This is a genomic window from Streptomyces sp. NBC_01689 (genome assembly GCF_036250675.1).
Classification (GTDB): Bacteria; Actinomycetota; Actinomycetes; order Streptomycetales; family Streptomycetaceae; genus Streptomyces.
In genome coordinates, this window is the sequence record NZ_CP109592.1 from 4,229,293 (window position 1) to 4,255,174 (window position 25,882).

The 25,882-nt window shown below is 72.0% G+C and carries 25 protein-coding genes; 13 read left to right on the forward strand and 12 right to left on the reverse strand.

Going from position 1 to position 25,882, the window contains the following annotated elements:
* Nucleotides 1-19: 19 nt before the first annotated feature.
* From OG776_RS17860 to OG776_RS17885, 6 genes are all read right to left on the reverse strand, one after another.
* The gene (locus OG776_RS17860) at nt 20-331 is read right to left on the reverse strand and encodes a hypothetical protein (protein WP_329321611.1); all 312 of its coding nucleotides are present in this window, start codon (nt 329-331) and stop codon (nt 20-22) included.
* Nucleotides 332-366: 35 nt separating this feature from the next.
* Nucleotides 367-1,140: an RNA polymerase sigma factor gene (locus OG776_RS17865; protein ID WP_148010143.1), complete on the reverse strand. Its 774-nt coding sequence runs from the start codon at nt 1,138-1,140 to the stop codon at nt 367-369.
* Nucleotides 1,141-1,333: 193 nt separating this feature from the next.
* On the reverse strand, nt 1,334-2,806 hold the full coding sequence (locus tag OG776_RS17870) for a DHA2 family efflux MFS transporter permease subunit (RefSeq protein ID WP_148010142.1): 1,473 nt from the start codon (nt 2,804-2,806) through the stop codon (nt 1,334-1,336).
* A gap of 113 nt (nt 2,807-2,919) precedes the next feature.
* Nucleotides 2,920-3,315, reverse strand: a complete 396-nt coding sequence (locus tag OG776_RS17875) for a hypothetical protein (RefSeq protein ID WP_148010141.1) — start codon at nt 3,313-3,315, stop codon at nt 2,920-2,922.
* 177 nt (nt 3,316-3,492) lie between these two features.
* Nucleotides 3,493-4,062, reverse strand: a complete 570-nt coding sequence (locus OG776_RS17880) for a hypothetical protein (protein WP_329321615.1) — start codon at nt 4,060-4,062, stop codon at nt 3,493-3,495.
* Nucleotides 4,063-4,259: 197 nt separating this feature from the next.
* Nucleotides 4,260-5,837: a beta-N-acetylhexosaminidase gene (locus OG776_RS17885; RefSeq protein ID WP_148011006.1), complete on the reverse strand. Its 1,578-nt coding sequence runs from the start codon at nt 5,835-5,837 to the stop codon at nt 4,260-4,262.
* Nucleotides 5,838-6,148: 311 nt separating this feature from the next.
* Between OG776_RS17885 and OG776_RS17890 the strand changes: the two genes are divergently transcribed.
* The 9 genes from OG776_RS17890 to OG776_RS17930 all read left to right on the forward strand — a co-directional run bounded on the left by OG776_RS17890 (nt 6,149) and on the right by OG776_RS17930 (nt 12,902).
* Nucleotides 6,149-6,793, forward strand: coding sequence for a 2-oxo-4-hydroxy-4-carboxy-5-ureidoimidazoline decarboxylase (locus OG776_RS17890; protein ID WP_329321617.1), 645 nt, complete (start codon nt 6,149-6,151; stop codon nt 6,791-6,793).
* 165 nt (nt 6,794-6,958) lie between these two features.
* Nucleotides 6,959-7,339: a succinate dehydrogenase, cytochrome b556 subunit gene (sdhC, locus tag OG776_RS17895; RefSeq protein WP_148010139.1), complete on the forward strand. Its 381-nt coding sequence runs from the start codon at nt 6,959-6,961 to the stop codon at nt 7,337-7,339.
* Between the two features lie 5 nt (nt 7,340-7,344).
* Entirely contained in the window at nt 7,345-7,836 is a 492-nt protein-coding gene (locus tag OG776_RS17900) for a succinate dehydrogenase hydrophobic membrane anchor subunit (protein WP_148010138.1), read from the forward strand.
* 24 nt (nt 7,837-7,860) lie between these two features.
* The gene (sdhA, locus tag OG776_RS17905; protein WP_148010137.1) at nt 7,861-9,615 is read left to right on the forward strand and encodes a succinate dehydrogenase flavoprotein subunit; all 1,755 of its coding nucleotides are present in this window, start codon (nt 7,861-7,863) and stop codon (nt 9,613-9,615) included.
* The gene (locus tag OG776_RS17910) at nt 9,615-10,394 is read left to right on the forward strand and encodes a succinate dehydrogenase iron-sulfur subunit (protein WP_148010136.1); all 780 of its coding nucleotides are present in this window, start codon (nt 9,615-9,617) and stop codon (nt 10,392-10,394) included. The genes sdhA and OG776_RS17910 overlap by 1 nt, the downstream gene beginning before the upstream one ends.
* Before the next feature lie 225 nt (nt 10,395-10,619).
* The gene (locus OG776_RS17915; RefSeq protein ID WP_148010135.1) at nt 10,620-11,030 is read left to right on the forward strand and encodes a VOC family protein; all 411 of its coding nucleotides are present in this window, start codon (nt 10,620-10,622) and stop codon (nt 11,028-11,030) included.
* Between the two features lie 129 nt (nt 11,031-11,159).
* Entirely contained in the window at nt 11,160-11,567 is a 408-nt protein-coding gene (locus OG776_RS17920) for a hypothetical protein (RefSeq protein ID WP_148010134.1), read from the forward strand.
* A 5-nt stretch (nt 11,568-11,572) separates the two neighbouring features.
* The gene (locus OG776_RS17925; RefSeq protein WP_148010133.1) at nt 11,573-12,082 is read left to right on the forward strand and encodes a thiol-disulfide oxidoreductase DCC family protein; all 510 of its coding nucleotides are present in this window, start codon (nt 11,573-11,575) and stop codon (nt 12,080-12,082) included.
* Nucleotides 12,083-12,092: 10 nt separating this feature from the next.
* Nucleotides 12,093-12,902, forward strand: coding sequence for a TetR/AcrR family transcriptional regulator (locus OG776_RS17930; RefSeq protein WP_410093198.1), 810 nt, complete (start codon nt 12,093-12,095; stop codon nt 12,900-12,902).
* A gap of 259 nt (nt 12,903-13,161) precedes the next feature.
* Here OG776_RS17930 and OG776_RS17935 read toward each other — a convergent pair whose 3' ends face one another.
* On the reverse strand, nt 13,162-15,582 hold the full coding sequence (locus OG776_RS17935; RefSeq protein ID WP_329323722.1) for an MMPL family transporter: 2,421 nt from the start codon (nt 15,580-15,582) through the stop codon (nt 13,162-13,164).
* A gap of 163 nt (nt 15,583-15,745) precedes the next feature.
* Here OG776_RS17935 and OG776_RS17940 point away from each other — a divergent pair, with 163 nt between their 5' ends.
* The 3 genes from OG776_RS17940 (at nt 15,746) to OG776_RS17950 (ending at nt 20,362) form a co-directional block, all read left to right on the forward strand.
* On the forward strand, nt 15,746-16,435 hold the full coding sequence (locus OG776_RS17940; RefSeq protein WP_148010132.1) for a response regulator transcription factor: 690 nt from the start codon (nt 15,746-15,748) through the stop codon (nt 16,433-16,435).
* On the forward strand, nt 16,432-17,901 hold the full coding sequence (locus OG776_RS17945) for a sensor histidine kinase (protein ID WP_148010131.1): 1,470 nt from the start codon (nt 16,432-16,434) through the stop codon (nt 17,899-17,901). The genes OG776_RS17940 and OG776_RS17945 overlap by 4 nt, the downstream gene beginning before the upstream one ends.
* Before the next feature lie 154 nt (nt 17,902-18,055).
* Nucleotides 18,056-20,362, forward strand: coding sequence for a sulfatase-like hydrolase/transferase (locus OG776_RS17950; RefSeq protein ID WP_329321623.1), 2,307 nt, complete (start codon nt 18,056-18,058; stop codon nt 20,360-20,362).
* A gap of 79 nt (nt 20,363-20,441) precedes the next feature.
* Here the strand turns inward: OG776_RS17950 and OG776_RS17955 are convergent, their stop codons facing one another.
* Together OG776_RS17955 and OG776_RS17960 are read right to left on the reverse strand one after the other, a co-directional pair.
* A complete protein-coding gene (locus tag OG776_RS17955; protein WP_329321625.1) occupies nt 20,442-21,857 on the reverse strand; it encodes a metallophosphoesterase in 1,416 nt (471 codons plus the stop codon).
* A 19-nt stretch (nt 21,858-21,876) separates the two neighbouring features.
* Complete coding sequence (locus OG776_RS17960; protein WP_261994617.1) at nt 21,877-22,119, reverse strand: SCO4848 family membrane protein; 243 nt, start codon at nt 22,117-22,119, stop codon at nt 21,877-21,879.
* 91 nt (nt 22,120-22,210) lie between these two features.
* On the opposite strand from OG776_RS17960, the gene OG776_RS17965 reads away from it, so the two are divergent.
* A complete protein-coding gene (locus tag OG776_RS17965) occupies nt 22,211-23,497 on the forward strand; it encodes a D-alanyl-D-alanine carboxypeptidase family protein (protein ID WP_329321627.1) in 1,287 nt (428 codons plus the stop codon).
* Here OG776_RS17965 and OG776_RS17970 read toward each other — a convergent pair.
* From OG776_RS17970 to OG776_RS17980, 3 genes are all read right to left on the reverse strand, one after another.
* Nucleotides 23,451-24,422 (reverse strand): YihY/virulence factor BrkB family protein, encoded by a 972-nt coding sequence (locus tag OG776_RS17970; protein WP_148010128.1) that lies wholly within the window; start codon nt 24,420-24,422, stop codon nt 23,451-23,453. The genes OG776_RS17965 and OG776_RS17970 overlap by 47 nt on opposite strands.
* A 208-nt stretch (nt 24,423-24,630) precedes the next feature.
* The gene (locus OG776_RS17975) at nt 24,631-25,572 is read right to left on the reverse strand and encodes a decaprenyl-phosphate phosphoribosyltransferase (protein WP_329321629.1); all 942 of its coding nucleotides are present in this window, start codon (nt 25,570-25,572) and stop codon (nt 24,631-24,633) included.
* Nucleotides 25,565-25,840 (reverse strand): hypothetical protein, encoded by a 276-nt coding sequence (locus OG776_RS17980; RefSeq protein ID WP_148010126.1) that lies wholly within the window; start codon nt 25,838-25,840, stop codon nt 25,565-25,567. Before OG776_RS17980 ends, OG776_RS17975 begins: the two co-directional genes overlap by 8 nt.
* Between the last annotated feature and the right edge of the window lie 42 nt (nt 25,841-25,882).

Here is a 25,882-nt window from a genome sequence, read left to right on the forward strand (position 1 = left end):
GGTTTCCGGGTCCCACCGGTCAGGTCAGGCCGGCCCGGTCCGTCCGCCCGTCCAGGTCGGACCCGTCGGTCGGGTCGGTCGGGTCGGTCGGGTCGGGCACGGCACCCCGGGCGGTCCGGTCGGACACGTGGGCCCGGTCGGTCCAGTCGTCCCGCCGGCGGGGCCGTGCCCCGTGCGCCCCGCGCTCGCGTGCCGCCCGGTACGCGGCGAGGGCCCGCCTCTCCGCGTCGGGATCGACCGGCACGGTCCGTGCGGCGGCGAGCAGCGCGCCGAGGGACGGTCCGGGGCACCGCCCGAGGAAGAGATCGGCGTCCGCCTGCCGTTCACCCATGTCCCCGCCCGCCCCTCACCGACCGCGCCCGGCGCTCATCCCGCATCCCCCGGCGTCTCCCCCAGCGTCCGCGGGCCTTCGGGCGTCACACCGCCCGCCGCGCCACCCGCCGCACGGTCGCCTCTTCCGCCGTCCCTGCCACCCCTGTCGCCCCTTCCGTCCCTGCCGCTCCCGCCGCCCGTCGCGCCGTCGTCGGAGCCGTCGCCCGGGAAGTCGTCCAGGCTGCCGTCCGCTCCCTCCGCGCCGATCTCCTGGGCCAGCCGTCTCAGGCCGCGATGCGCCGCCGTGCGTACCGCGCCCGGACGCTTGCCGAGCACACGTGCGGCGGCCGGCCCGTCCAGGCCCACGACGACGCGCAGCAGCACGGCCTCGGCCTGGTCGCGGGGCAGTCGCGCGACCAGTTCCAGGGCGCGCGCGGTGCCGAGCGTCTCCAACGCCTGGTCGTGGGTGCTGTGACGGCCGGGCAGCTCCAGCGCCTCGTTCTCCAGCGGAGTGGCCCGGGGCCGTACCTTCTGACGCCGCAGATGGTCGAGCGCGCGGTGCCGGGCGATGGTCGCGGTCCAGCCCCGGAACCCGGCACCGTCCCCCCGGAACCGTCCGAGGTCACGGGCGATCTCCAGCCAGGCGTCGGACGCCACGTCCTCGGCGTCGTCCCCGACGATCCCCCGCAGATAGCCGAGCAGGCCGGGCTGCACCATCCGGTAGGCGACCGCGAAGGCGGCCTCGTCCCCCTCCTGCGCCCGCGCCACGGCCGCACCGAGCTCACCGTCGTACGCCTGTACGCGGCGGGGTTCCCCTCCCTGGCCCAACACTGTCCTCGTTCGCACCGAGTTCGCCTGAATGCGCGGCGTGCGACACGGCCGGCCGTGTCGACGTCCCCGTGGTCATCAGCGTCGCCCTCCACGGAAATGTCACAGGCCGTCAGGCCCTCCCCTACGCCCGGGGAGTGCCGCCGCCCCGGGCGACGGCGCGGCCGGGGCGCGGCTCGGGTGCCCAGTGACGTCAGCCGACGGTGTCGACCGGTTCGGGCACCGGGGCCGGCCGCCCCTGCGAGGCGGGCATCCGGTCCGCGTCCACCACGATCGCGGCGATCAGCGCGGCCAGCAGCAGCGCGCCCATCGCCCACCAGGTCGCGACGTTGAAGCCGTGCACGGCGGCCCGGGAGGCGAGGGCGCGGCGGTCGGTGCCGGGCCCCGCGTGAGCGGCCGCGTAGCGGGTCGTGACGCTCGCCGCGATCGTGTTGAGCAGCGCCGTACCGATGGAACCGCCCACCTGCTGGGCGGTGTTGAAGGTGGCGGAGGCGGCGCCCGCGTCCCGCGGCGCGACGCTCGACGTGGCCAGCGAGACACAGGTCATCATCGCCGTGCCCATGCCGAGGCCGAGCATCAGCATGCCGGGCAGCACGTGCGAGGCGTACGCGGGCTCCACTCCGACCTGCGCGATGACCGCCAACGCGCCTGCGGCCAGCAGCAGTCCGGGGACGATCAGGACGCGTGGCGGGACCCGGTTCAGCAGCCTGGCCGCGACCTGGGTGGAGCCGGTGATCATGCCGACGGTGATGGGGAGGTAGGCGAGCCCGGTCTTCAGCGGCGAGTACCCGAGGACGCGCTGGAAGTAGTACGTCAGGAACAGGAAGACGCCGAACATCCCGATGGTGACCATCAGAATGGTGAGGAACGCGCCCATCCGCTGCCGGTCCTTCACCACCGACACCGGCAGCAGCGGCACCCGGGCGCGGGTCTGCCACAGCGCGAACAGGCCGAGCAGGACGACCCCGGCGGCCAGCAGCCCGAGGACCCGTCCGTCACCCCAGCTCCGCGACTCCGCCTCGGAGAAGCCGTACACCAGCGAGAGCATGCCGGCGGAGCCGAGCAGCGCGCCCGGCACGTCGAGGCGCGCGTCCTCGTAGCGTCCGCCGCCGTCGAGCAGCACCAGGGCGCCCGCGCACGCGACGAGGGCGATGGGCACGTTGACGTACAGACACCAGCGCCAGTCGAGGTACTGCGTGAGGAGACCGCCCGCGAGCAGTCCGAGCGCCGCGCCCGCGCCGACGATCGCGCCGAACACACCGAAGGCCTTGCCGCGTTCCCTGGGGTCCGTGAACGTCGTGGTGAGCAGCGAGAGGGCGGCGGGCGCGAGCAGCGCGGCGAACACGCCCTGCAGCGCCCGCGCCCCGAACAGCATCCCGGAGCCGGTCGCGGCGCCGCCCAGCGCGGACGCGGCGGCGAAGCCCAACAGGCCGGTCATGAAGGCGAGTCTGCGTCCGGCGAGGTCGGCGATCCGGCCGCCGAGCAGCAACAGCCCCCCGAAGGCCAGCGTGTAGGCGGTGATGACCCACTGCCGGTTGCCGTCCGACATGTGCAGGGCCGTCTGGGCGGACGGCAGGGCGATGTTCACGATGGTCATGTCGAGGACGACCATCAGCTGGGCGAGGGCGATGACAACCAGCGCCCACCAGCGGCGGTTCGCGGCCACGAGGCCTCCCGGGTCCGGCGGTTGTCCTCATGTTCCCTCCGGCGGCCACCGTTTGGGAACGGTCGCGTACCTTAAGAGGTGGTAATGCCGCCGGGCCCGCCCTCGCGGGGCCGTCAGCGCCGTGCCCCTTCCCCGGCGGCCTCCCGGCACAGCAGCCGCAGCGAACCGTCGCCGCCGTAGCAGCGGCGGGCCTCGTCGATCGGGTCCCAGAGCCGTCCGTCCGGGGTCCGCAGCCAGTGCTCGCCGCCGGTCTCCCACCACTCCGCGCCGGTGTACCGGGCGACGACCTCACCGGCGTACGCGCCGAAGCCGCGCAGCGCGCTCTCCACGGCGGCGTACGGCGCCCGTTCACGGCGTATCTCGTCGATCAGCCGGTCGACGCGCCACAGACTCTGCGCCGAGTAGTCGAGCCGCAGCCGGGCGCCCTCGCGCATCGTGGCGACGGCGTCCGCCGCCCAGCGCACGGGCTTCGTCGCGGCCTGGGACCTGGTTGCTCGCTGTGCGTTCACACTCCAAGGAGCGCTCGGCGCACGGGTTTCGTCACGGGTTCCGGACACATCCGCGACACCGGCCCAGGACCCCCATGCACCCGCGCAGGACAGTCACAGGAACCCCGCAGGAATCAGGTTTACGGCCGGCCAGGAGGCTCCCGCCCGCCGTCACGCGTCCTGTCTCCGAGCCCCGCCTCACGCACGTCCGCGGGCCCGTCGCGACACCACCGCGCGCAGCACGCGCCGCCCCTCCGTGGACACCTCCAGCGCGGGGCGCAGCCCGCCCGCGCCGCGGCCCGCCAGCAGTTCCAGGACGGCGACCTGGCGGCGCAGTTCGGCCGCGACGAGGGGGGAGATGCCGTCCGTGAGGCCCTCCCGGTGCGCCGAGACCGGATACGTACCGGTGTCGCCGGCGGCCGCGTCGAGCAGCAGGTGGATGCGCAGGGCCGCCACCGAGCAGGTGTCGGCCCACTCCCGCAGGCCGGTCGCGGAGGGGTCGTCGGGAGCGGCGGCGAGCATGCCGCGGACCAGGACGGCCGCCTCGTCCTCGTCGGCGGCCGACGGTTCCGGTTCGGGCACGTCCAGTTCGGTCCGCGCCCGTTCGAGACACTCGCCCCAGGTGCCCCCGTCCACGAGGCTCGACCACAGCGGCCGCAGGACCTCGTCGTCGCCCCCCAGCAGCGGTACGCACCGATCCAAACAAGCCAGCCCGCTGGCTGCCAGACCACGCTCGTCGGCCTGAGCGATCAGGTCCACCAGACTCATCACGCCTCCCCTCGACAGGGCGCTCCCCCTTACGGAGCCCGCACTTTCCCTTACTGCGTGTTCAGCAGCTGGAGTGTCACAGGGGTACCACGTCCAGCCCCTCCAGGAGGCGGAACAGCGGATTTTCGGCCAACACCGTGACCTCCGCCGGTCGGACGCCGGCGCGCCGAACCCGGCGCACCGGCCGTCCGGCCGGTTCAGCCCAGCCGGTCGGCCAGGCTCTTGAAGGCGGTCCAGGACAGCGCCGGGCGGCCCGGGTCCCACAGCTTCTGGACGGTCGCGCGCAGCGGCATCCTGATGCCCGCCGCCACCTGGTCCTGGGTCTGCGAGGCCGACAGATCGCACCAGACGGCGAAGGTCCCGCCGAGGATCTGACGGTCGTACCGGGACGGGACGGGTGTGGTGCCGCGCAGCACGAGAGGCGTCCACCGCTCGTAGATGCGCTGCCCGGTGGGATAGACGAAGGTCTGCGGTTCGCCGAGCACGTAATAGAGGAACTCGTCGTTGTAGTTGATGAGTTCGCGTCCGGCGCTCAGGTACTCGGCGGGCGGGCGCGCGCCGATCTCCTTGCCGGTCCAGTAGGCGACCTCGATGTCCTTGGCCGCCTGGACACCGCCCCCGCGGAAGAACCCGTCGTTCCAGGCCCGCGCGGTCCGGTCGTGGCCGCGCACCACGGCGGCGCGGTCGTTGAGCCAGCCGGTGGCGAGGTCGGCGACGGTTCCGCCGGACCCGAAGAGCTTCCTGGCCGCGGCGGCCAGCTGCGGGTAGGAGGACGCCGGGTTCGCCACGGTCAGCGCCTGGTACTCGTCGCCCCCGAGGTGCCAGTAGGGGCCGGGGAAGAGTCCCGCGTACTCGTTGAGCAGGTCGTCGACGATGGCCGCCGAGGCGGGCTTGGAGATGTCGACGGCCCCGCGGGTGGGGACCCCCGAGGCGTTGCGGAGCTGGAGGTCGGGGTGGGCGGCGATCACCGCGCCGAGGTGGCCCGGTGAGTCGATCTCGGGCACGACGTGGATGTGCCGGCTCTCGGCGAGGTCGATGATGTCCTTGACCTCGGTCTTGGTCAGGTGCTGCTTGGACACGATCTCCGGATGGGTGTCCGACTGGATGCGGAAGCCCTGGTCGTCGGAGAAGTGCAGACCCAGTTCGTTGAACTTCAGGTCGCCCAGTTCGCGGACGCGGTCCTCGATCCAGGACGCCGTGAAGTGCTTGCGGGCGATGTCGAGCATGAATCCGCGGCGCGGCTTGGCGGGCCGGTCGCGCACGACGCCCTCCGGCGCGGTGCCGCCGCCGTGCACCTCCTGCTTCAGGGTGCGCGTGCCGTAGAAGACACCCGCCTGGCCGGGCGCGGAGATGGTGACCCGGCGGTTCCTGACCGTCAGGGTGTACGACTCCGGGTCGGCGGCCGTGTGGTCCAGGGTGAGCTCGACGTCACCGTCCCGGGCCTCGGTCCGTCCCGCGTAGGACAGCTTCAGTTCCCCCGCTATCAGCTTCCCCTCGTCGGCGAGGCCCTGGTCGTCCACGACGACGCGGCCGCCCGCGGCGGGGCGCCAGCCGGGGCCCCGGGCGGGTGTGTGCTCCCGTACGGCCGGGATCGTGAGGGGAGCCTTGGAAAGGGGGTAGTTCCGGGTGGGAGGGGGGGACGCGGCCGACCGGTCCGCGTCGGCCGACCCACTCGCCGAGGACACGTTCGCCCCGGTCCGGCCGTCGCCGCCGGAGGGCCACAGCAGCACGGCCGCGACCACCGCGCCCGTCGCCGCCACCGCTCCGGCCGCCATCAGCGCCGGCCGCCTGCCGCTCCGTACCGGCGCCCGCCGCCGTCTGCCCGTGCTCACCGCACCACGCCTTTCACCTCACGTTCGCGCCCCGGCCGTCGGGGCCCGCACCTTCCCGTACGCGTCCCGCACCCCGTACACCTCACGTCGTACACCCCTCGCGTGAACCACGGTCCCCTTCCGTGTCACAACCGTCCACCGCAGGCTCCGAAACTCTCCCGTCCGGGTGAAATTCAGGCATCGGACGGACAGCTCTCGTCAATCGTCGATACCGTGGCGGCACACTTCTCACTTCATCCCCTGCCGCACCACACGTGACGTCCACAGGACGCCACGGCACGCACCCGTCGCCCTCCCATCGCCGAGGACCCACGCTGCCCGCGCACCGTCTCCCCCAGTTCCCCGGCCAGGTCGCCGTCCCTGAACAGAAGAGCGTGCCGCCGTCCCCGGCGCGCCTGCAGCACTTCAACGACGCGCCCGCCGACGAGGTCGAGCGCGCCCTGCTCACCTGCTGCCGCACTCCGCGCTGGGCCCGCCGGCTCGCCGCCCACCGGCCCTACCCGGACCTGGACGCCCTGCTGGCCGCGGCCGACGAGGCGGCGTACGACCTCACGCCCGGCGATCTCGCCGAGGCGCTCGCCGGCGAGTCCCTCACGCCGCTCCCGGACGGCGGCTACTCCGCCGCCCACACGGCGCTGAGCGCCGCGCACGCCGCCTACGAGAGCCGCTTCGGGCACGTGTTCGTCATCTGTCTGGACGACATAGCCCCCGAGGAGAGCCTCGACCAGGTGCTCGGCGCCATCCGGTCACGATTGACGAACGATCGGGAGGAGGAGCGGGTGACGACGGCGGAGGAACTGCGCCGCCTCGCCCGGGGGCGCCTCGCCCGCCTGGTGCGGACCTTCCGCGCGGCGCCCGTCCCGGAGCAGCCCCTCGGATGCGAACCGCGTCCGCAGTAGCCCGTCCGTGCCTGATTGTCTGCCAGTTTGATCACATAGATAGGGCCGCTGTAAACGTTCCGACAAGTCGTCGCTACGATGGCCGGGGCCGGTGGACCGTACCCGGCCGGGCCGACCGACACAGAAGCCGGCAGGCCCCAATCCCCGCTCCCGGAGGGTTCTTCCGTGCCGGCTGGAACGCTGTACCGCGGCCGGGAAGGAATGTGGTCCTGGGTGGCTCATCGAGTCACCGGCGTCCTCATCTTCTTCTTCCTGTTCGTACACGTGCTGGACACCGCTCTCGTCCGTGTCTCCCCCGAGGACTACGACAGGGTCGTGTCCACGTACAAGACGCCGATCGTCGCGCTGCTGGAGTACGGCCTCGTCGCCGCCATCCTCTTCCACGCGCTCAACGGCCTGCGTGTCATCGCCGTCGACTTCTGGTCGAAGGGCCCGCGCTACCAGAAGCAGATGCTCTGGTCCGTCGTCGGTATCTGGGTCGTGCTGATGGCCGGGGCGCTGTACCCCGTCCTCGGGCACGCATTCCGCGAAGTCTTCGGGAGCTGACGCAGATGTCCACCACAGAGACCGCCGCTTCCGGTATCGGCCCCGTCGAGGGCGCGGGCGCCTTCTCGGCGTACGGCGTCGACAACCCGGCGCCCCTCATCGAGGCCCCCCGCAAGCGCACCAAGAAGACCCCGAAGTCCACGCGCGGCAATTTCGAGATGTACGGCTGGCTCTTCATGCGCCTGTCCGGCATCGTCCTCGTCGTCCTGGTCCTCGGCCACCTGCTCATCCAGCTCGTCCTCGACGGCGGTGTCTCCAAGATCGGCTTCGCGTTCGTCGCGGGCCGCTGGGCGTCCCCCTGGTGGCAGGCCTGGGACCTCGCGATGCTGTGGCTGGCCATGCTGCACGGCGCCAACGGCCTGCGCACGGTCATCAACGACTACGCCGAGCGCGCGAACACCCGCCTGTGGCTCAAGGGCCTGCTCTACACCGCGACGGTGTTCACCATCCTGCTGGGCACGCTGGTGATCTTCACCTTCGACCCGAACATCCGCTAGGCACGGGGCTGAGGTAACCGACTCATGCAGATCCACAAGTACGACACCGTCATCGTCGGCGCCGGCGGCGCCGGCATGCGCGCCGCCATCGAGGCGACGAAGCGCAGCCGCACCGCCGTGCTGACGAAGCTCTACCCCACCCGCTCCCACACGGGCGCGGCGCAGGGCGGCATGGCCGCCGCGCTCGCCAACGTGGAGGAGGACAACTGGGAGTGGCACACCTTCGACACCGTCAAGGGCGGTGACTACCTGGTCGACCAGGACGCCGCCGAGATCCTGGCGAAGGAGGCCATCGACTCGGTCCTCGACCTGGAGAAGATGGGCCTGCCGTTCAACCGGACGCCCGAGGGCCGGATCGACCAGCGCCGGTTCGGCGGTCACTCCCGCAACCACGGCGAGGCCCCGGTCCGCCGGTCCTGCTACGCCGCGGACCGCACCGGCCACATGATCCTCCAGACGCTGTACCAGAACTGCGTCAAGGAGGGCGTGGAGTTCTTCAACGAGTTCTACGTCCTCGACCAGCTCATCACCGAGGTCGACGGCGTCAAGCGCTCGGCGGGCGTCGTCGCCTACGAGCTCGCGACCGGCGAGATCCACGTCTTCCAGGCGAAGTCCGTGATCTACGCCTCGGGCGGCACCGGCAAGTTCTTCAAGGTGACCTCCAACGCGCACACCCTGACGGGTGACGGCCAGGCCGCCGTCTACCGTCGCGGGCTGCCGCTGGAGGACATGGAGTTCTTCCAGTTCCACCCGACCGGCATCTGGCGCATGGGCATCCTGCTGACGGAGGGCGCCCGCGGTGAGGGCGGCATCCTCCGCAACAAGGACGGCGAGCGCTTCATGGAGAAGTACGCGCCGGTCATGAAGGACCTCGCGTCCCGTGACGTCGTGTCCCGCTCGATCTACACGGAGATCCGTGAGGGCCGCGGCTGCGGTCCCGAGGGCGACCACGTCTACCTCGACCTCACGCACCTCCCGCCGGAGCAGCTCGACGCGAAGCTCCCGGACATCACCGAGTTCGCCCGGACGTACCTCGGCATCGAGCCCTACACGGACCCGATCCCGATCCAGCCCACCGCGCACTACGCGATGGGCGGCATCCCGACGAACGTCCAGGGCGAGGTGCTGAGCGACAACACCACGGTCGTCCCGGGCCTCTACGCGGCCGGCGAGGTCGCCTGCGTGTCCGTGCACGGCGCCAACCGCCTGGGCACCAACTCGCTCCTGGACATCAACGTGTTCGGGCGCCGCGCGGGCATCGCCGCGGCCGAGTACGCGGCGAAGGCCGACCACGTCGAGCTGCCCGAGAACCCTGCCTCGCAGGTCGTCGCGCAGGTCGAGCACCTGCGCGACTCGACCGGCACCGAGCGGGTCGCGGCTCTCCGCCTCGAACTGCAGGAGTGCATGGACGCCAACGTGATGGTGTTCCGCACCGAGCAGACGATCAAGACGGCGGTCGAGAAGATCGCGGAGCTGCGCGAGCGCTACAAGCACGTCGCGATCCAGGACAAGGGCAAGCGGTTCAACACGGACCTCCTGGAGGCCATCGAGCTGGGCAACCTGCTCGACCTGGCCGAGGTCATGGCCGTGTCCGCGCTCGCCCGCAAGGAGTCCCGCGGCGGTCACTACCGCGAGGACTACCCGAACCGCGACGACGTCAACTTCATGCGCCACACCATGGCGTACCGCGAGGTCGGCGACGACGGCACCGAGTCGATCCGTCTCGACTACAAGCCGGTCGTCCAGACCCGCTACCAGCCGATGGAGCGAAAGTACTGATGGCTACCCCGACTCTCGACAAGGCGGACAACGCCGGCCGGCCCGAGGCGGGCTTCGCCGACTCGCCGTACATCACCGCCACGTTCCGCATCCGCCGCTTCAACCCCGAGGTCTCGGCCGACGCGGTCTGGGAAGACTTCCAGCTGGAGATCGACCCGAAGGAGCGTGTCCTTGACGCGCTGCACAAGATCAAGTGGGACCAGGACGGCACCCTCACGTTCCGCCGTTCCTGCGCGCACGGGATCTGTGGCTCGGACGCCATGCGGATCAACGGCAAGAACCGTCTCGCCTGCAAGACGCTGATCAAGGACATCAACCCCGAGAAGCCGATCACGGTCGAGGCCATCAAGGGCCTTACGGTGCTGAAGGACCTCGTGGTCGACATGGACCCGTTCTTCCAGGCGTACCGCGACGTGATGCCCTTCCTCATCACGAAGGACACCAACGAGCCGACGCGCGAGCGTCTGCAGAGCGCCGAGGACCGCGAGCGCTTCGACGACACCACCAAGTGCATCCTCTGCGCGGCGTGCACGTCGTCCTGCCCGGTGTTCTGGAACGACGGGCAGTACTTCGGCCCGGCGGCGATCGTGAACGCGCACCGCTTCATCTTCGACAGCCGTGACGAAGCGGGCGAGCAGCGCCTGGAGATCCTCAACGACAAGGACGGCGTGTGGCGTTGCCGCACCACGTTCAACTGCACGGACGCCTGCCCGCGCGGTATCGAGGTCACCAAGGCGATCCAGGAGGTCAAGCGCGCGCTCATCACGCGTCGCTTCTGATCCGCCTCCGTCCCTTCCGGCCGGCCCCGCCGCCGGCCGTACGGCGCCTCGGGCCCCGTTCCCCCTGGGGGGAGCGGGGCCCTTGTCGTCCTCCCTCTCGCGAGCGCCGTTCCCCCGTCGCAGGGAAGGCGCGGCTCCGCCGACGGCAGGCCGGGTCTCGGCCCAACGAGTGACCCCGCGGTCAGCCCCCGCGGGCGAAGGCGGACGAACACCTAATCTGACGGCATGTCAGATGACGTGTCACATGAGCTGCTCGGCCTCGACAACGTACTGCTGCCGGTGGGTGACCTCGGCGCGGCGGTGAGCTTCTACGAACGGGCCGGGTTCCCGGTGGCGTTCCGGCTCGACGAGGCCGGGATCGCCCTGCTGAAGGTGGGCAAGGAGACCCCGGGACTGCTGCTGCGGCTGGAGGACGGGCTCGGTCCGCGGCCACCGGTCTGGGCGCCCGCCCGGGTGTGGCTGGAGGTCCGGGACGCGCGGGCCACGGCCGAGGCGCTGACCGCGGCCGGCATCCGGCCGCTCGCCCCCGTGTTCACGGTCGCCACCGGCAGGACCGTCGAGATCGCCGACCCCTGGGGCAACGTCGTCGGCTTCACGGACTACACCAAGCGGCCCGAACTCGCCCGGCTCCCGTAACTCCGACAGCGCGCGACACCGCGGGACGTGAGGCCCGGCACATCTTCCCCCTCGACTTGAACATGTTCAAAAGCAGGTCTACATTCCTGTTCGACAGCGTTTTGAACGCGTTCAAGAAGGGGTGGGGACATGGACCTCACGGTCGTCGCGTACGTCATCTATCTGCTGGTCAGCATCGCGCTGACGGTCTGGGTGGCGCGCACGCTGAGCCACAACGGACGGATCTTCCTCGCCGATGTGCTGCACGGGAACGAGCAGCTCGCCGAGGCCGTCAACCATCTGCTGGTGGTGGGCTTCTACCTGGTCAACCTGGGCTTCGTCGCGCTCTACCTGAACGGGGACGACGAGATCGGCGACGCCCGCGGGATCTTCGAGGCCCTGTCGACGAAGCTCGGCGTCGTCCTGCTCGTGCTCGGGGTCATGCACCTCGGCAACGTGTACGTGCTCAACCGGATCCGCCGGCGGGGCGTGATGGAGCGGGAGCAGCTGCCGCCCGTGGGGCCGACCGACTGGGTCGCGCCCTCGGCCGGGGTGTGACCCCGATGGCCGCCCCCACGGGCACCCGGCACCGGGACGCCGCACGCGTCCCGGTCCGCGGGCTCACCGTCCTCTACGACGCGCGGTGCTCGCTCTGCGCCTTCCTGCGCGACTGGCTGGTCGAGCAGTCCCAGCTGGTGCCGCTGACACTGGTGCCGGCCGCCTCCGACGAGGCCCGGAAGCTCTTTCCCGGGCTCGACCACCGGGCCACCCTCGACGAGATCACCGTGGTGGGCGACGCCGGTCAGGTCTACCGGGGCGCCGCCGCCTGGGTCGTCTGTCTGTGGGCGCTGCGCGAGTACCGGGCGCTCGCGCACCGGCTGAGCACCCCGGCGGGCGCCCTGTTCGCGAGGGGCGCGATGCTGGCCGCCGCCAAGTGGCGCGCGGGCCGGCGGCGCTCGGGGCGGTGGGACGCGGACGCCCGCCCGCCGAGCGAAGGATGGGTGTACGAGCCGACCGCGGGATGGCTCTACCACGCTCCCGGCTGTGACGGCGGCACCTGTCCGACTCGTTAGGCTCATGACCGTGCCAGCACCGACAGACTCCCCCGGCCCCGGCGACGACCCCGAGTTCCCGGACAAGAGCCCGGACACCAGCCCGGACCCCAGCTCGGACAGGAGCCCGGACAAGGGCCCCGCCAAGAGCGAGCAGACCCGCGCCCTGATCCTGGAGACGGCCCTCCGGCTGTTCCAGGAACGGGGGTACGACAAGACGACCATGCGGGCCATCGCTCAGGAGGCCGGGGTCTCCGTCGGCAACGCCTACTACTACTTCGCCGGCAAGGAGCACCTGATCCAGGGCTTCTACGACCGGATCGGCGCCGAGCACCAGGTGGCGGTCCGGCAGGTGCTGGAACGCGAGAAGGATCTGGAGGCGCGGATCGCGGGCGTGCTGAAGGCATGGCTCGACGTGGCGGAGCCGTATCACGAGTTCGCCGCGCAGTTCTTCAAGAACGCCGCCGATCCCGAGAGTCCGCTCAGCCCCTTCTCACCCGAGTCGGCGGGACCGCGCGAGGAGTCGATCGCCCTGCACCGCAAGGTGCTCGCCGGGTCGAAGGCGAAGGTCCCGGAGGAGCTGCGGGACGCCCTGCCCGAACTGATGTGGCTGTCGCAGATGGGGCTCGTCCTCTACTGGGTCTTCGACCGCACGGAGGGACGCGAGCGCAGTTACCGGCTCGCCGAGCGCGGCGCCCGGCTCACCGCCCGCGGGGTCGCGCTGGCCCGCTTCCGGGTGCTGCGACCGCTCGTCCACGAGGTGCACGAGCTGTTCACCGACTTCCTGCCGGGGATGACGAGACTGCTGCCCGATCCGGCGGTCAAGGAGCGGACCGGCTGATGACCGCCGGGTGAGGCGGCCCGGACCGGACACCGGGGGTCCCGCACCGCGGCGCGGCGAGGTGCTCCCCGAAGCCCGCGTCGGCCTCCAAGGCGGAGTCGGCCTCGACGGCCGGGGGCGGGGAAGAGCCCCGCGGGGAACGCGTACGCGAGTGGCCGCGTCCACGCCCCCCCCGGGGAGCTCGCCGCGCTGCCGGCCCGACCGGCGCCCAGGACACCCCCGGACGCCGACGAGATCCTGAAGGCCGGGCCGTCCGCGGCTAGTTGACCGCGTCGACCTCGTCCTCCGTCAACTCCACGTCGTGCACCAGCGGTTCGTCGCTCACGACCACATGACCGGCACGGGCGGTGTACGAGGGCGCGGTGGCCGCGAGCAGATAGGTGCCCGGGGCCGGGACCGACACGATGTACGAACCGTCGGCCAGTGACGTCACCCGGTCCAGCTGGCGCCCGCCCTTCGAGAGCAGCGTCACGACCGCCCCGTCGAGGGGTTCGCCCGTCGCGTCGCGGACGAAGCCGTGGACGGCCGTCGCCCCTCCTGCCTGCGCGGGCACCGGCAGCGGCACCGGCCCCGTCTCCTCGGCCGGCTCCACCGCCAGGTGCGGCAGCCGCTTGTCGAGCCCGGCGGGCAGCCACCAGTTGGAGTTGCCGAGCAGATGCATCGCGGCCGGCACCAGCGCCGTACGGAGGATGAACGCGTCGAGCGCGACCGCCGCCGCCAGCCCGACGCCCGCCATCGCCGCCCCCGAGTCGCCGCTCAGGACGAAGGCCAGGAAGACGCAGACCATGATCAGGGCGGCCGAGTTGATGACCCGGCTGGTCTCCGCGAGGCCGACCCGGACCGCCCGCGCGTTGTCCCTGGTGTGCACCCACTCCTCGTGCATCCGGCTCACCAGGAACACCTGGTAGTCCATCGACAGGCCGAAGAGCAGCGAGAGCATGATGACCGGCAGGAAGGCGTTGATCGGTCCTTCCTTGCCGAGGCCCAGCAGGTCCAGTCCCCAGCCCCACTGGAACACCGCGACGAGGACGCCGAAGGACGCGGCGGCCGCGATCAGGTTCATCACGGCGGCCGTCAGCGGCACCACCACGGAACGGAAGGCGACCATCAGGAGCAGGAAGCCGAGGCCGATGATGGTGGCGATGAAGAGCGGGAGCCGGTCCCCGGTCACGGTCGAGAAGTCCTTGGAGATCGCCGTCACTCCGCCCACGTGCGCCTGGGCGCCCGCGTCCGGGATCGCCTTGTCGCGCAGGTCGTCGATGAGCCGGTCGGTCTTCTCGGACTGCGGCGAGGTGGCCGGTACGACCTGGATGACCGTGACGCCCCCGGAGGGCGGCAGCGCGGCGACCCGGGCGACACCGTCGGTCGCGCGGATGTTCCGCACGAGCGCGTCCGTGTCGCCGCCGGACGAGACCACCTGCAGGGGGCCGTTGAAGCCGGGTCCGAAGCCCTCCGCGAGCAGGTCGTACGCCTGCCTGGTCGTCGTGCTCGCGTCGTCGTTGCCCTGGTCGGTGGCACCGAGCCGCAGCGACAGCACGGGCAGCGCGAGCACCGCCATGACGACCACGGCCACCGCCGCGACCGTGCGCGGACGCCTCTGCACGCCCGCCGACCAGCGGGCGGCCAGGCCGCTCGCCGACTCCGGCTCACGTCCTCCCTCGGCGGCCAGCCTGCGCCGCTGCCTGCGGCTGAGCACCCGGGGGCCGAGGAAGCCGAGCAGCGCGGGCAGCAGCGTGACCGCCGCGAGCACGCTGAACACAACCGTCAGCGAGGTGCCGATGACCACGCCGTCCAGGAAACGCAGGTTGGTCACGAGCATCCCGGCGAGCGCGATGCACACCGTGCCGCCCGCGAACAGCACCGCCCGGCCCGAGGTGTTGAGCGCGGTGACCGCGGACTCCTCGGGGTCCGCACCGCGCAGGATGCCGCGCCGGTGCCGGGTGACGATGAACAGCGCGTAGTCGATGCCGACGCCCAGTCCGATCAGGGTGGCGAGCAGCGGAGCCAGGTCGGGCACGTCCGCGACATGGCTGATCAGCTGGGTGGAGAACAGTCCGGTGCCCACCCCGAAGACCGCGATGCCGATCGGGAGCAGCATCGCGAAGAGCGAGCCGAAGGCGAGGAACAGGACGATCGCGGCCGCCAGGATGCCGACCATCTCCGCGAGTCCGGTGGGCGGTTCCTGGACCCGCTGGATCGCCTGGCCGCCCAGGGCCACCCGCAGACCGGCGCGTTCCGCGCCCTGCGCCGTGTCGACGACGTTCTGCACCAGCTCCTTGGGCACGGCGTTGGCCTGCTCGCCGAAGGTGACCTGCGCGTAGGCGATCCGCCCGTCCGCGCTGATCTGCGCCGCGCCCTGCGCGCCCGTGTACGGGCTCGTGACGCCGCCGACCCCCTTCATCCCGGCGATCCGCTCGATCACCGGCTCCATCCGGGACCGTACGGCCTGGTCGCGGACCGTCCCCGTGTCGACCTTCCACACCACCGTGTCCGTGTCGCCCGCCCGGTCCGGGAAGGCCTTCTCCAGCAGGTTGTACGCGCGCTTGGAGTCCGTGTCGGGCAGGGAGAACACGTTCGCGTAGTCCGTGCCCGCGGTGGACGCCGCGGTCCCCAGTCCGAGCAGTGCCCCCACCCACAGCAACAGGACCACCAGCCGATGCCGATAGCACCACCGTGCCAATGTCGCCACGCTCAACGCTCCTTAGTCGATCGGTCGGTCCCCCAGGTCCTTCGAGAACCATCGACCGGCGTGCTCGCGCGATGAACGACCTGCCCATGACTCTCAAGGAACTCCAAGGCGGGAAGCGGCACCCCGGCGGGACGGGCGTGCCGATACTGGGGGCATGACCGCTCATGAGGGGGCCACCGTCCTCGTCGTCGAGGACGAGCCGAGCATCGCGGACGTCCTGGCCATCGCCCTGCGCTACCACCGCTTCGAGGTCATGACCGCGGGCACCGTCCGCCGGGCGCTCACGCTCGCCGAGCGCACCCGGCCCGACGCGGTCCTGCTCGACGTGATGCTGCCGGACGGCGACGGCCGGGCCCTCGGCCGTGAACTGCGCGTACGGCAGCCCGATCTCGCGGTCGTCTTCCTCACCGCCCGGGACGCGCCCGCGGAGATCGTGGGCGCGCTCGGCTTCGGTGACGACTACATCACCAAGCCGTTCAACATCGACGAGGTCGTCGCCCGGATCACCGCCGTGCTGCGCCGCACCCGGCCCGCGGACGTGCTGCCGCAGCGCCCGCCGCTGCGCTACGGCGAACTGGAGCTGGACGAGACGACGTACTCCGTGCACCGCGGCGAGCGGACCGTGGAACTCACCCCGACCGAGTACGCGCTGCTGCGCTTCCTGGTGCGCAACGGCGGCCGGATCGTGCCCAAGGAGCAGCTCCTGCGGCACGTCTGGCAGTACGAGCACCCGGCCGAGTCGACCGTCGTGGAGACCTACATCAGCTATCTGCGGCGCAAGCTCGAACCGCTCGGACCGCCGGTCATCCAGACCCGGCGCGGCGTCGGGTACGGGCTCGCATGAGGGTCCCCGGCCGCCTCCTTCCCTCCCGCGTGGGCATCCGGCGTCCGCGCCGCCATCACGGCATCCACTCGCTGCGCGGCCAGCTGGCGCTCGCCAACGTGGCGCTGCTGGCCCTGGGCATCGTCGTCGCGACCGCCGTCAGCCTGATGGGCATGCGGCACTATCTCCTCGACCAGGTCGACGCACAGCTCGTCAAGACCCGTGACTCGCTGAACGGTTCACAGCTCACGCTCCACCAGATCGACTCGCTGACCACGCTGGCCTTCGTCCGCAACCATCTGACGCCCGCCACGGACGGTTCGCCGCAGCCCGGTTCGATCTTCGCGGCGCTGGACGACCGGGGGCGGGCGGTCAGCATCGGCGGGTTCAAGCCGACCGGCACCCAGCGCGCGCTGATCTCCGCGGTGGACGACCCGCGCGCCCTCGTCCGCGACCGGGCGCTGCACGACGTCACCGTGCACGGCGCCGCCTACCGCACGACCGGGGCCCGGCTCGGCGACGGCACCTGTGTGCTGCTCGCCGCGTCCACCGACGCGCTCCACAAGGGCATAGCCAAGGCCCTCCGGCTCGATCTCGCCGTGGGGACGCTGCTGCTGACACTGCTCGCGGTACTGACCATGCTCAGCGTGAGCCGGAGGCTGCGGCCGCTGGAGGACATGGTGGAGACGTCGTCGGCGATCGCCGAGGGCGACCTGACGCGCCGCGTGCCGTCCAGTCAGCATCCGACCCAGGAGGTCGAGCAGCTGCGGCTGGCCCTCAACTCGATGCTGCAACAGGTGGAGTCGGCCTACCGGACGCGTGAGCACAGCGCCGCCCAGCTCCGGCGGTTCGTCGGGGACGCCTCGCACGAACTGCGCACCCCGCTCTCCGCGATCCGCGGCTACCTCCAGCTGTACGACAAGGGGATGCTGAGCGAGCCGGCCGAACGCCGGCGGGCCTGGGACCGGATGAACGCCGAGGCCGACCGGATGGGACGGCTGGTGGACGAGCTGCTCACGCTGGCCCGGCTCGACCAGCGGCCCGAACTGCGTTTCAGGAACGTCGACCTGAGCCGGCTCGTACGGGACGCCGCCGAGGACCTCCGTGCCCAGCAGCCCGGACGGCCGGTGACGGTGGGCGCCGACGGCACCCTGCTGGTGCACGCCGACGAATCGGGGCTGCGGCAGGTGCTGGGCAACCTGGTGGCCAACGTCCGTACGCACACGCCCGTGGAGGTGCCGGTGCGGCTGGGTCTGGAGCGCGCGGACGGCGTCGTACGGCTGTGTGTCGCGGACCAGGGTCCGGGGCTCACCGAGGAGGACGCGGCACGCATATTCGACCGCTTCTTCCGGGCGGGCGGCGGTGCGGGCAGCGGGCTGGGGATGGCGATCGTGCAGGGGGTGGTGACGGCTCACGGGGGTGCTGTGGCGGTACGGACGTCACCGGGCGAGGGGCTGGCCGTGACCGTGACGCTGCCCGCGCGCTGACCTGCTTGAACATATGCGGTGGTGCCCTTGAACATAAGCAGACCCGGGGCATTGAACACGTCCCGCCGTGGTGCCGTACACAGAAGCGGCGGTACGGCCCTTCCGGCCGGGTCCGCCGCGCCATCACCGGGTTTCGCACGGAAGGACCTTCGGGTTGTCGTTCAACACGAGCTCTCGACAGCTGCCGGACACGGACGAGACGCCCGACGAGGCGCGCCCGCAGGAGACCCGGACGCCGGACGCGCCCGCGGAGCCGACGTCCCCGGAGTCCGCGGCCCCCGCGACACCCGCCGGAGCCGAGGCGCCGGCCGGGTCCCCGACGTCGACGGAATCCGCCGACGGCTCCGGGATCCCCGGCTCCCCGGAACCCGCGAAGGCCGCGGCGGCCGCCGACTCCGCTGGACCGGCCGCTCCCACCGATTCCCAGGCCTCCGCCGGACCCCCTGTCCCCACGGACTCCGCCGAGTCCGCGAAGGCCGACACCGACGCCTCCGAGCCCGCCTCCTCCTCCGAGGCGACGGAGGCCGCCGGCCTGCCCGCGGACGCCGGGTCCCCGCGGCCCGCCGAACCGGCCGGACCCGCCGAAGCCGCGGAGCCCGGCGCACCCGCCGGGCCCGAGGCCTCCGCCGAACCCGATGCCTCCAGCGGACCGGGTGTCTCGGCCGAACCAGACGCCACCATCGCACCCGATGCATCCGCCGAGTCCGGGGTCTCCGCCGAACCCGATGCCTCCAGCGGACCGGGTGTCCCCGCGGAACCCGGTGGCTCCGGGGGCGACGGCGCTCCCGGGGTGGCGCCGGTCAAGGGGCGGTGGCGGCGGTGGCGGGCGAAGCACCCGGCCGCCGCCCGGGTGCTGACCTGGACCACCACCGTCCTCGCCGCCGCGCTCGTACTGTTCGCGCTGCTCATGCCGAACAGCAGCGCCGGTTTCCGCCCCGGCGAGTTCGTGCGCATCCCGGTGGAGGCGGTCTTCGGCGCCGCCGTGCTGATCGTCCTGCCCCGCAGGCCCCGGCTGGTGGTGGCGGCCCTCGGCGGCCTGGTCCTCGGCGTGCTGACCGTGCTGAACCTTCTCGACATCGGCTTCACCGAGTACCTCGGACGGGGGTTCAACCTCGTCCTCGACTGGTCGCTCTTCTCGGACGCGTACTCCTACCTCCAGGACACGATGGGCAAGCAGGCCACCCTGGGCATCGCCGTCGCCCTCGTCGTGCTCGTGGTCGTCCTGCTCGCCGTGATGGCGCTGGCGGTCGTCCGGCTGGCCGACCTGATGTCCCGGCACACCGCGACGGCCACCCGCTCGACCCTGGTGGTCGGCACCGTCTGGATCGCCTGCTCCGCGCTCGGCGTCCAGTTCACCGGCGTGCCGGTCGCCTCCGCCTCGACGGCCAAGTCCGTGGAGGACCGCACCAAGCGGGTGCAGGCGACCCTGCGGGACGAGGCGGCGTTCGCGAAGTTCGCGAAGAAGGACGCGTTCGCCAACACCCCGCCGGACCAGCTCCTGACGGACCTGCGCGGCAAGGACATGATGATCACCTTCATCGAGAGCTACGGCCGCAGCGCGATCGAGGACCCGGTCATGGCGCCGGGGGTGGACGCGACCCTCACCGCCGAGAACCAGAAGCTGGTCAAGGCCGGGTTCGCGGCGAAGAGCGGCTGGCTGACCTCGGCGACGTACGGCGGCAGCAGCTGGCTGGGGCACTCGACGTTCCTGTCGGGCCTGTGGATCAGCAACCAGCAGCGGTACCGCACCGTCACCGCGGGCGACCACCTGACCCTCACCAAGGCCTTCAAGAAGTCGGGCGGCTGGGACACCGTCGGTGTCATGCCGGGCGTCCAGAAGGCCTGGCCCGAGTCCAAGTTCTACGGACTCGACAAGGTCTACGACTCCCACAAACTCCAGTACAAGGGACCGAAGTTCAGCTGGTCGACGATGCCCGACCAGTACGCCCTGACCGCGTTCGAGCGCCTGGTGCACGGCAAGAAGCACGACAAGCCCCTGATGTCGGAGATCATCCTGACCTCCAGCCACCAGCCCTGGGCTCCGATCCCCAAGCTGGTCCCGCAGGACCAGGTCGGCGACGGCTCGATCTACGACTCGATCGAGAAGGCCGGCAAGAAGCCCGCCGACATCATCACCGACTCCACCCAGTCGAAGCAGGAGTACGGCAAGTCCATCCAGTACTCGGTGTCGAGCCTCGTCAACTACCTGGTGAAGTACGGCGACAAGGACACCGTGCTGATCTTCCTCGGCGACCACCAGCCCATCGCCCGGGTCAGCGGCAACCACGCCAGCCGTGACGTACCGGTCTCGATCGTGGCCAAGGACCCGAAGGTCCTGGACAGGATCGCGGACTGGGGGTGGACGGACGGTCTGCAGCCGGAGCACAACGCCCCGGTCTGGAAGATGAGTTCCTTCCGCGACCGCTTCATGACGGCGTACGGCTCGACACCGGCGCCGTGACCCGCCCGGACTCGTGACCTTCCCGGCGCGCCGGAGCTCCTCCGGCGCCGGAGCTCCTCCGTCGCCGGGACGCCGTCGCTCAGGCCTGCCGGGAGGCCAGTTCCACGACCGTGATGTCCGACGGCGCGCCCACCCGGGTCGGCGGCCCCCAGGCTCCGGCACCCCGGGAGACGTACAACTGGGTGTCCCCGTACCGTTCGAGACCCGCGACCGTGGGATTGGCGAGCTCGGCGACGTAGTTGCCCGGCCATAGCTGGCCGCCGTGGGTGTGCCCGGAGAGCTGGAGGTCCACACCGTGGCGTACGGCGTCGTGGATCTGGACCGGCTGGTGCGCGAGCAGCACCACGGCCCGCGAGGTGTCCCGGCCGCCCAGCGCCCTGCCGAAGTCGGGGCCCTGTCCCTCGCTCTCGCCGGCCACGTCGTTGACACCGGCGAGGTCGAATCCGGCCAGTTCCGTCCGGGCGTTCTCCAGCGGACGCAGCCCCAGTTCGCGTACCTCCGCGACCCACTGGGCGGCGCCCGAGTAGTACTCGTGGTTACCGGTGACGAAGTACGAGCCGTGCCGCGCCCGCAGCCCGGCGAGCGGCGCGGCGGCCGGTCCCAGGTCCTTCACGCTGCCGTCCACGAGGTCCCCCACCACCGCGATCAGGTCGGGCTGCGTCGAGTTGACCGTGTCGACCACGCGTCGGCAGAAGTCCCGGCCGAGGACCGGCCCGAGGTGGATGTCGCTGACGACGGCGATCCGGAAGCCGTGCGCGGACCGGGGCAGTCTGGCCAGCGGCACGGTCACCCGCTTCACCCGGGGCCCGCGCAGGACGCCGTACGTGCCGTACCCGACGGTTCCCACGGCGACGGCGGCCGCGGCACCGCCCACGGCCCGTGCGACGAAGAGCCGCCGGGACGGTCCCACCGCGAGGCCGCCGTCGCGCCCCGCGTTCCCGTCCGGGTTCGTACTCGTGTCCGTGTCCGTGTCCGTGTCAGTGCCCGTGCCGGTGGCCGTGTCCGCGGCGGGCCGCGCGGGGGCGCCGGACCCTGCGGACGCCGTGGCGGGGGCGCCGGCACCGGATTCCCCCGGGACGACCGGGACGACCGGTTCGGTGGCCGGGCGGGAAGCGGCGGCGGGGCCCGCCGCCGCGCCCACGGGGACACGGGACTCCGCCGGGCCGCCGGCGGTCCGGCGCCGCACGAGCCGCGCCACGAGCGGCCGTACGGCCTCGCCCGCCACGGCCGCGAGCAGCAGGTAGAGGGCCAGCGCCATCCACAGGAAGCCGGGCCAGGCCAGTGTCCGCTGGAGCCAGAAGGGCGCGCCCCCGCGCTCCGCGGCGACCGCGCCGGCCATCAGCACGGGACCGGCGACGAAGAGCGCGGTGCCGGCCCGGCGCGCGGGCCCCGGACCGGTCGTCGTGTCGCGCACCAGACGGCGCCACAGATAGTGGTGCAGGCCCGCGAAGACGGTCAGGGCCGCGAGGCCCACCAGCAGGAAGACGATGACCACGACCCGGTGTCCCCCGTCGCTATGACGTCTGTCGCAAGGCGCGCAGACCGCGGAACCCGATGGCCCCGACGACCGTCCCCAAGACAAAGGAGACCACGGCGAGCGTCAGGTGGACCCAGAAGTACGCCGTCGGATCCCCCGCGTCGTCGAACGCGAGCCCGCTGCCGTCCTTCCACAGGTTCTTGACGAAAGTGATCCAGATGATCCAGCTCCACACCCCGAAGGCGAGCAGGAACCAGGAGACGGGGCGGCTGAGCTTCATGGGTCCAGTATCGCCGCCATCGGCCGTCACCCGGCGCCGGGGTGGGCAGGGTGAGAGGACTTCACCGCCGGAGCCCTGTACTTTCTCGACCGTGCCCGCCATCAAGAAGACCACCAAGCGATCGTTGTTGGTCACCTCAGCCGCCTTGTTGTCCCTTTCGCTGACGGCCGCGCCGGTCGTGGCCGACGACGAGCCGTCCCCGTCCACGACGCCGAGTGCCACTCCGCCGACGGACATGTCGACGGTGGGCGGCGCCCGGCTCGGTCTGCCCGGGACCCAGGCCGACCTGGGCAGCGGCGCCCCGGTGCTGCCGAAGGACGTCACCGCGCGCTCCTGGATCGTCACCGACGCCGAGTCCGGTGACGTCCTGGCCGCGCACAACGCGCACTGGCGGCTGCCTCCGGCGAGCACCCTGAAGATGCTCTTCGCCGACACCCTGCTGCCCAAGTTCCCGCGCACCGAACGGCACAAGGTCGCCGTCGCCGACCTCGCGGACCTCGGCGAGGGCTCCAGCCTGGTGGGGATAAAGGAGGACGAGACCTACACGGTGCACGACCTGTGGCTCGGGGTGTTCCTGCGCTCGGGCAACGACGCCGTGCACGTGCTGTCCGCGATGAACGGCGGCGTCGCGCAGACGGTCGGGCAGATGCAGGCGCACGCCGAGGACCTGCAGGCCCTGGACACGCACGTGGTCACCCCCGACGGCTACGACGAGAAGGGCCAGGTGTCCTCGGCGTACGACCTGACGCTGTTCGCCCGGTCCGGGCTGCAGAAGAAGGACTTCCGGGAGTACTGCTCGACGGTGCGGGCCAAGTTCCCCGGCGAGACGAAGAAGGACAAGAAGGGCAAGGTGAGCCGGGAGTCCTTCGAGATCCAGAACACCAACCGGCTGCTGACCGGCGACAGCGACATCTCGACGTACCAGGGCATCGCGGGGGTGAAGAACGGCAACACCACCAACGCGGGGGCGACCTTCACCGGTGTCGCCGAGCGGAACGGCAAAGTGCTGCTCGTCACCGTGATGAACCCGGAGAAGCACGAGCACAACGAGGTCTACAAGGAGGCCGCGCAGCTGCTCGACTGGGGCTTCAAGGCCGCGGGCAAGGTCACCCCGGTGGGTGAACTGGTCCCGCCGAAGAGCGCGGACACCAGTACGCAGGCGGGTTCGGACCCGTCGGGCGGCCCCTCGTCCGCCGCCTCCGCCGCCGGCAAGGGGTCGACGTCGCCGGTGGCCGCCTCCGCGGGCGCCAAGGACGGTACGAGCGGGGTCGGGACCGCGCTGGCCGTCGTCGGCGGGCTCCTCGTGCTGCTGGCCGGCGGCGCCTTCCTGGTCAACCGCCGGTGGCCGCTGCCGGACCTGGTGCGCCGGCGCCGCTGACCTCTCCGGGCCCGGGGCCGGACGGCGTGTCGGTCCCGGGCGCGGGACCGTCCCGCGTGTCGGTCCCGGCCTCCGGGTCCTCGTGCTCCGTCGCCGTCCAGGACGCGCAGAACAGCAGCAGTTTCGCGGTGAAGTTGATCCACAGCAGCAGGGCGACGGGCACCCCGAAGGCCCCGTACATGCTCTTCGACGCGATGCCCCGCATATAGCTGCTGAGCAGCAGCTTGAGCAGTTCGAAGCCGGCGGCGCCGATGAGGGCGGCGACGACGAGCCGGTGACGGGACGGCTGTACGCCTGGCAGCAGGGTGAGCAGGTACAGGAGCAGCAGGAAGTCGGCGAGCACGGCGACGCCGAACGCGGCGGTCCGCAGCAGCCCCCCGCCCCACGCGTCCTGGTCGACGCTGAACAGCCGGGCCGTCCAGCCGACCGTGGTGGAGGCCGCGGCCGAGGCGCCGATGGTGACGAGCACCGCGCCCCCGAGGCCCACGAGGACGCCGCCGTCCACGAGCTTGCGCAGCAGGGGGTTCTCCTCGCTGTCGGGCAGTTCCCAGACCGCGCGCAGGCAGTCCCGCATCTGGCCGACCCAGCCGATGCCGGTGAGCAGCAGGACGGCGCCGGCGATGACACCGATCGTGCCCGCGTTCTGCACCAGGGTGTTGATGTCCAGCTGGTCGGAGATCCCCGGCACCTGTTCGGCGATCTTGTCCTGGAGCTGTCTCTGCTGCCGGACGCTGAGCGTGGCGGCGCCGATCGCGGCGGCGACCGTCAGCAGCGGGAACAGCGCGACGAAGCTCACGAAGGTCATCGCGGCGGCGAGCCGCGTCCACTTCACCCGGTCGAGCCGCTCGTACGACCGCCATGCGTGCGTGGCCATGAGGCGGGTGACCAGAGGTCCCACGCCCGGGAGTTTTCTCAGCCAGTCCATGATCCGAATCTGCCCTCGCCTCGGACGACCGATGTCCGGGTACCCCGAAATCGCGGAACAGTGGCGACCGTCCTGCCGGTTCCCGTGTCCCGCCGCACGGTCCGGGCGGAGGGCCCTGGTGCGGCGGTGCGGGCGGGGAGGCCGGCGGTGGCGGGGGCGAGGAGCTCTCCGGTGCGGAGCCGGCGGGCCGTGGCGAGCGGATCAGGAGTCACCGGTTCACGACCGCGAGGCCGTACATCGCCAGCCACACCAGGGCGATCAGGGCGAGCGGCCGGTCGCGCAGGACGACATCCTCGGGCTCGCCCGCGGTCCCCCGGTCGGCGAAGACCGCGTACCGCAGGACGGCGAGGATGAAGGCGATCATCGACAGCTGGCGCCAGGGCAGCAGACCGGCGCCGGGCGCGCCGCCGCCCTCCAGGGCCCACAGGCAGTAGCCGAGGACGGCGACCCCGGCTGCCAGCTGCCAGACGAAGCGCAGGTAGCCGGTGGTGTACTCGGTGAGCAGTCCGCGGGTGGCCCCGGCCCTCCCGGCCGGCTGGACGGCCTCGGAGTACCGTTTCGCCGCCACCATGAAGAGCGCGCCGAAGCCCGTGGTGATCAGGAACCAGCGGGAGAGCGGGATGCCGAGGGCGAGGCCGCCGATCATCGCGCGCATCAGGAACCCGGTGGTCACGACGACGAGGTCGACGACCAGGACGTGCTTGAGGCTGACGCAGTAGGCCAGTTGCATGCCGAGGTAGGCGGTCAGCAGCGCCGCGGTGACCGGCGAGGACAGCCAGGCGGCCAGGGCGGGGCCGAGCACGGCGAGGACGCCCCCGGCGGTGTAGGCGACCCGGACGGGGACCTGGCCGGCGGCGACGGGGCGGTGGCGCTTGACGGGGTGGGCGCGGTCGGCGACGGCGTCCCGGGCGTCGTTGATCAGGTAGACGGCGGCGGCGCACGCGGTGAACAGGACGAAGACGAGGGCGAGCCGGGTCAGCGCGTGCGGGGTGAAGAGCCGGCCCGCGGCCGCCGGGGCCGCCGCCACGAGGAGGTTCTTCACCCACTGACGGGGGCGGGCGGTCTTCAGCAGACCGATCGCGAGACCGCCGGTGCGCGCGGGCGGGGACGGGGTGCCGTGGTGCTCCAGGAGCACCGTGCGCTCAGCCATGACCGGCCTCCGCGCACCGGACGCCGGCCCGGGCCGTCAGGGCTCCGAGGGCGACACCACCGAGGGCGCCGGCGGGGTGGTGGACGCCGACGACCGGCCCCGAGACGCACACGGCGGCGGCCGCGCCGGTGAGTCCGGCCGCCGGCCCCGGCGCCGCGCGCTCCTCGCACGGGGACAGGGCGCGCGCGGCCGCCGCCACCCGTGGATCCGTACCGCACGCGCCCGACGCGCACGGCAGCCGGCGGTCCAGGTCGTCAAGGTCGTCCATGTGGTCCCACTCTCCTGGAGAGCGACCCCGGAATTCGGGCAA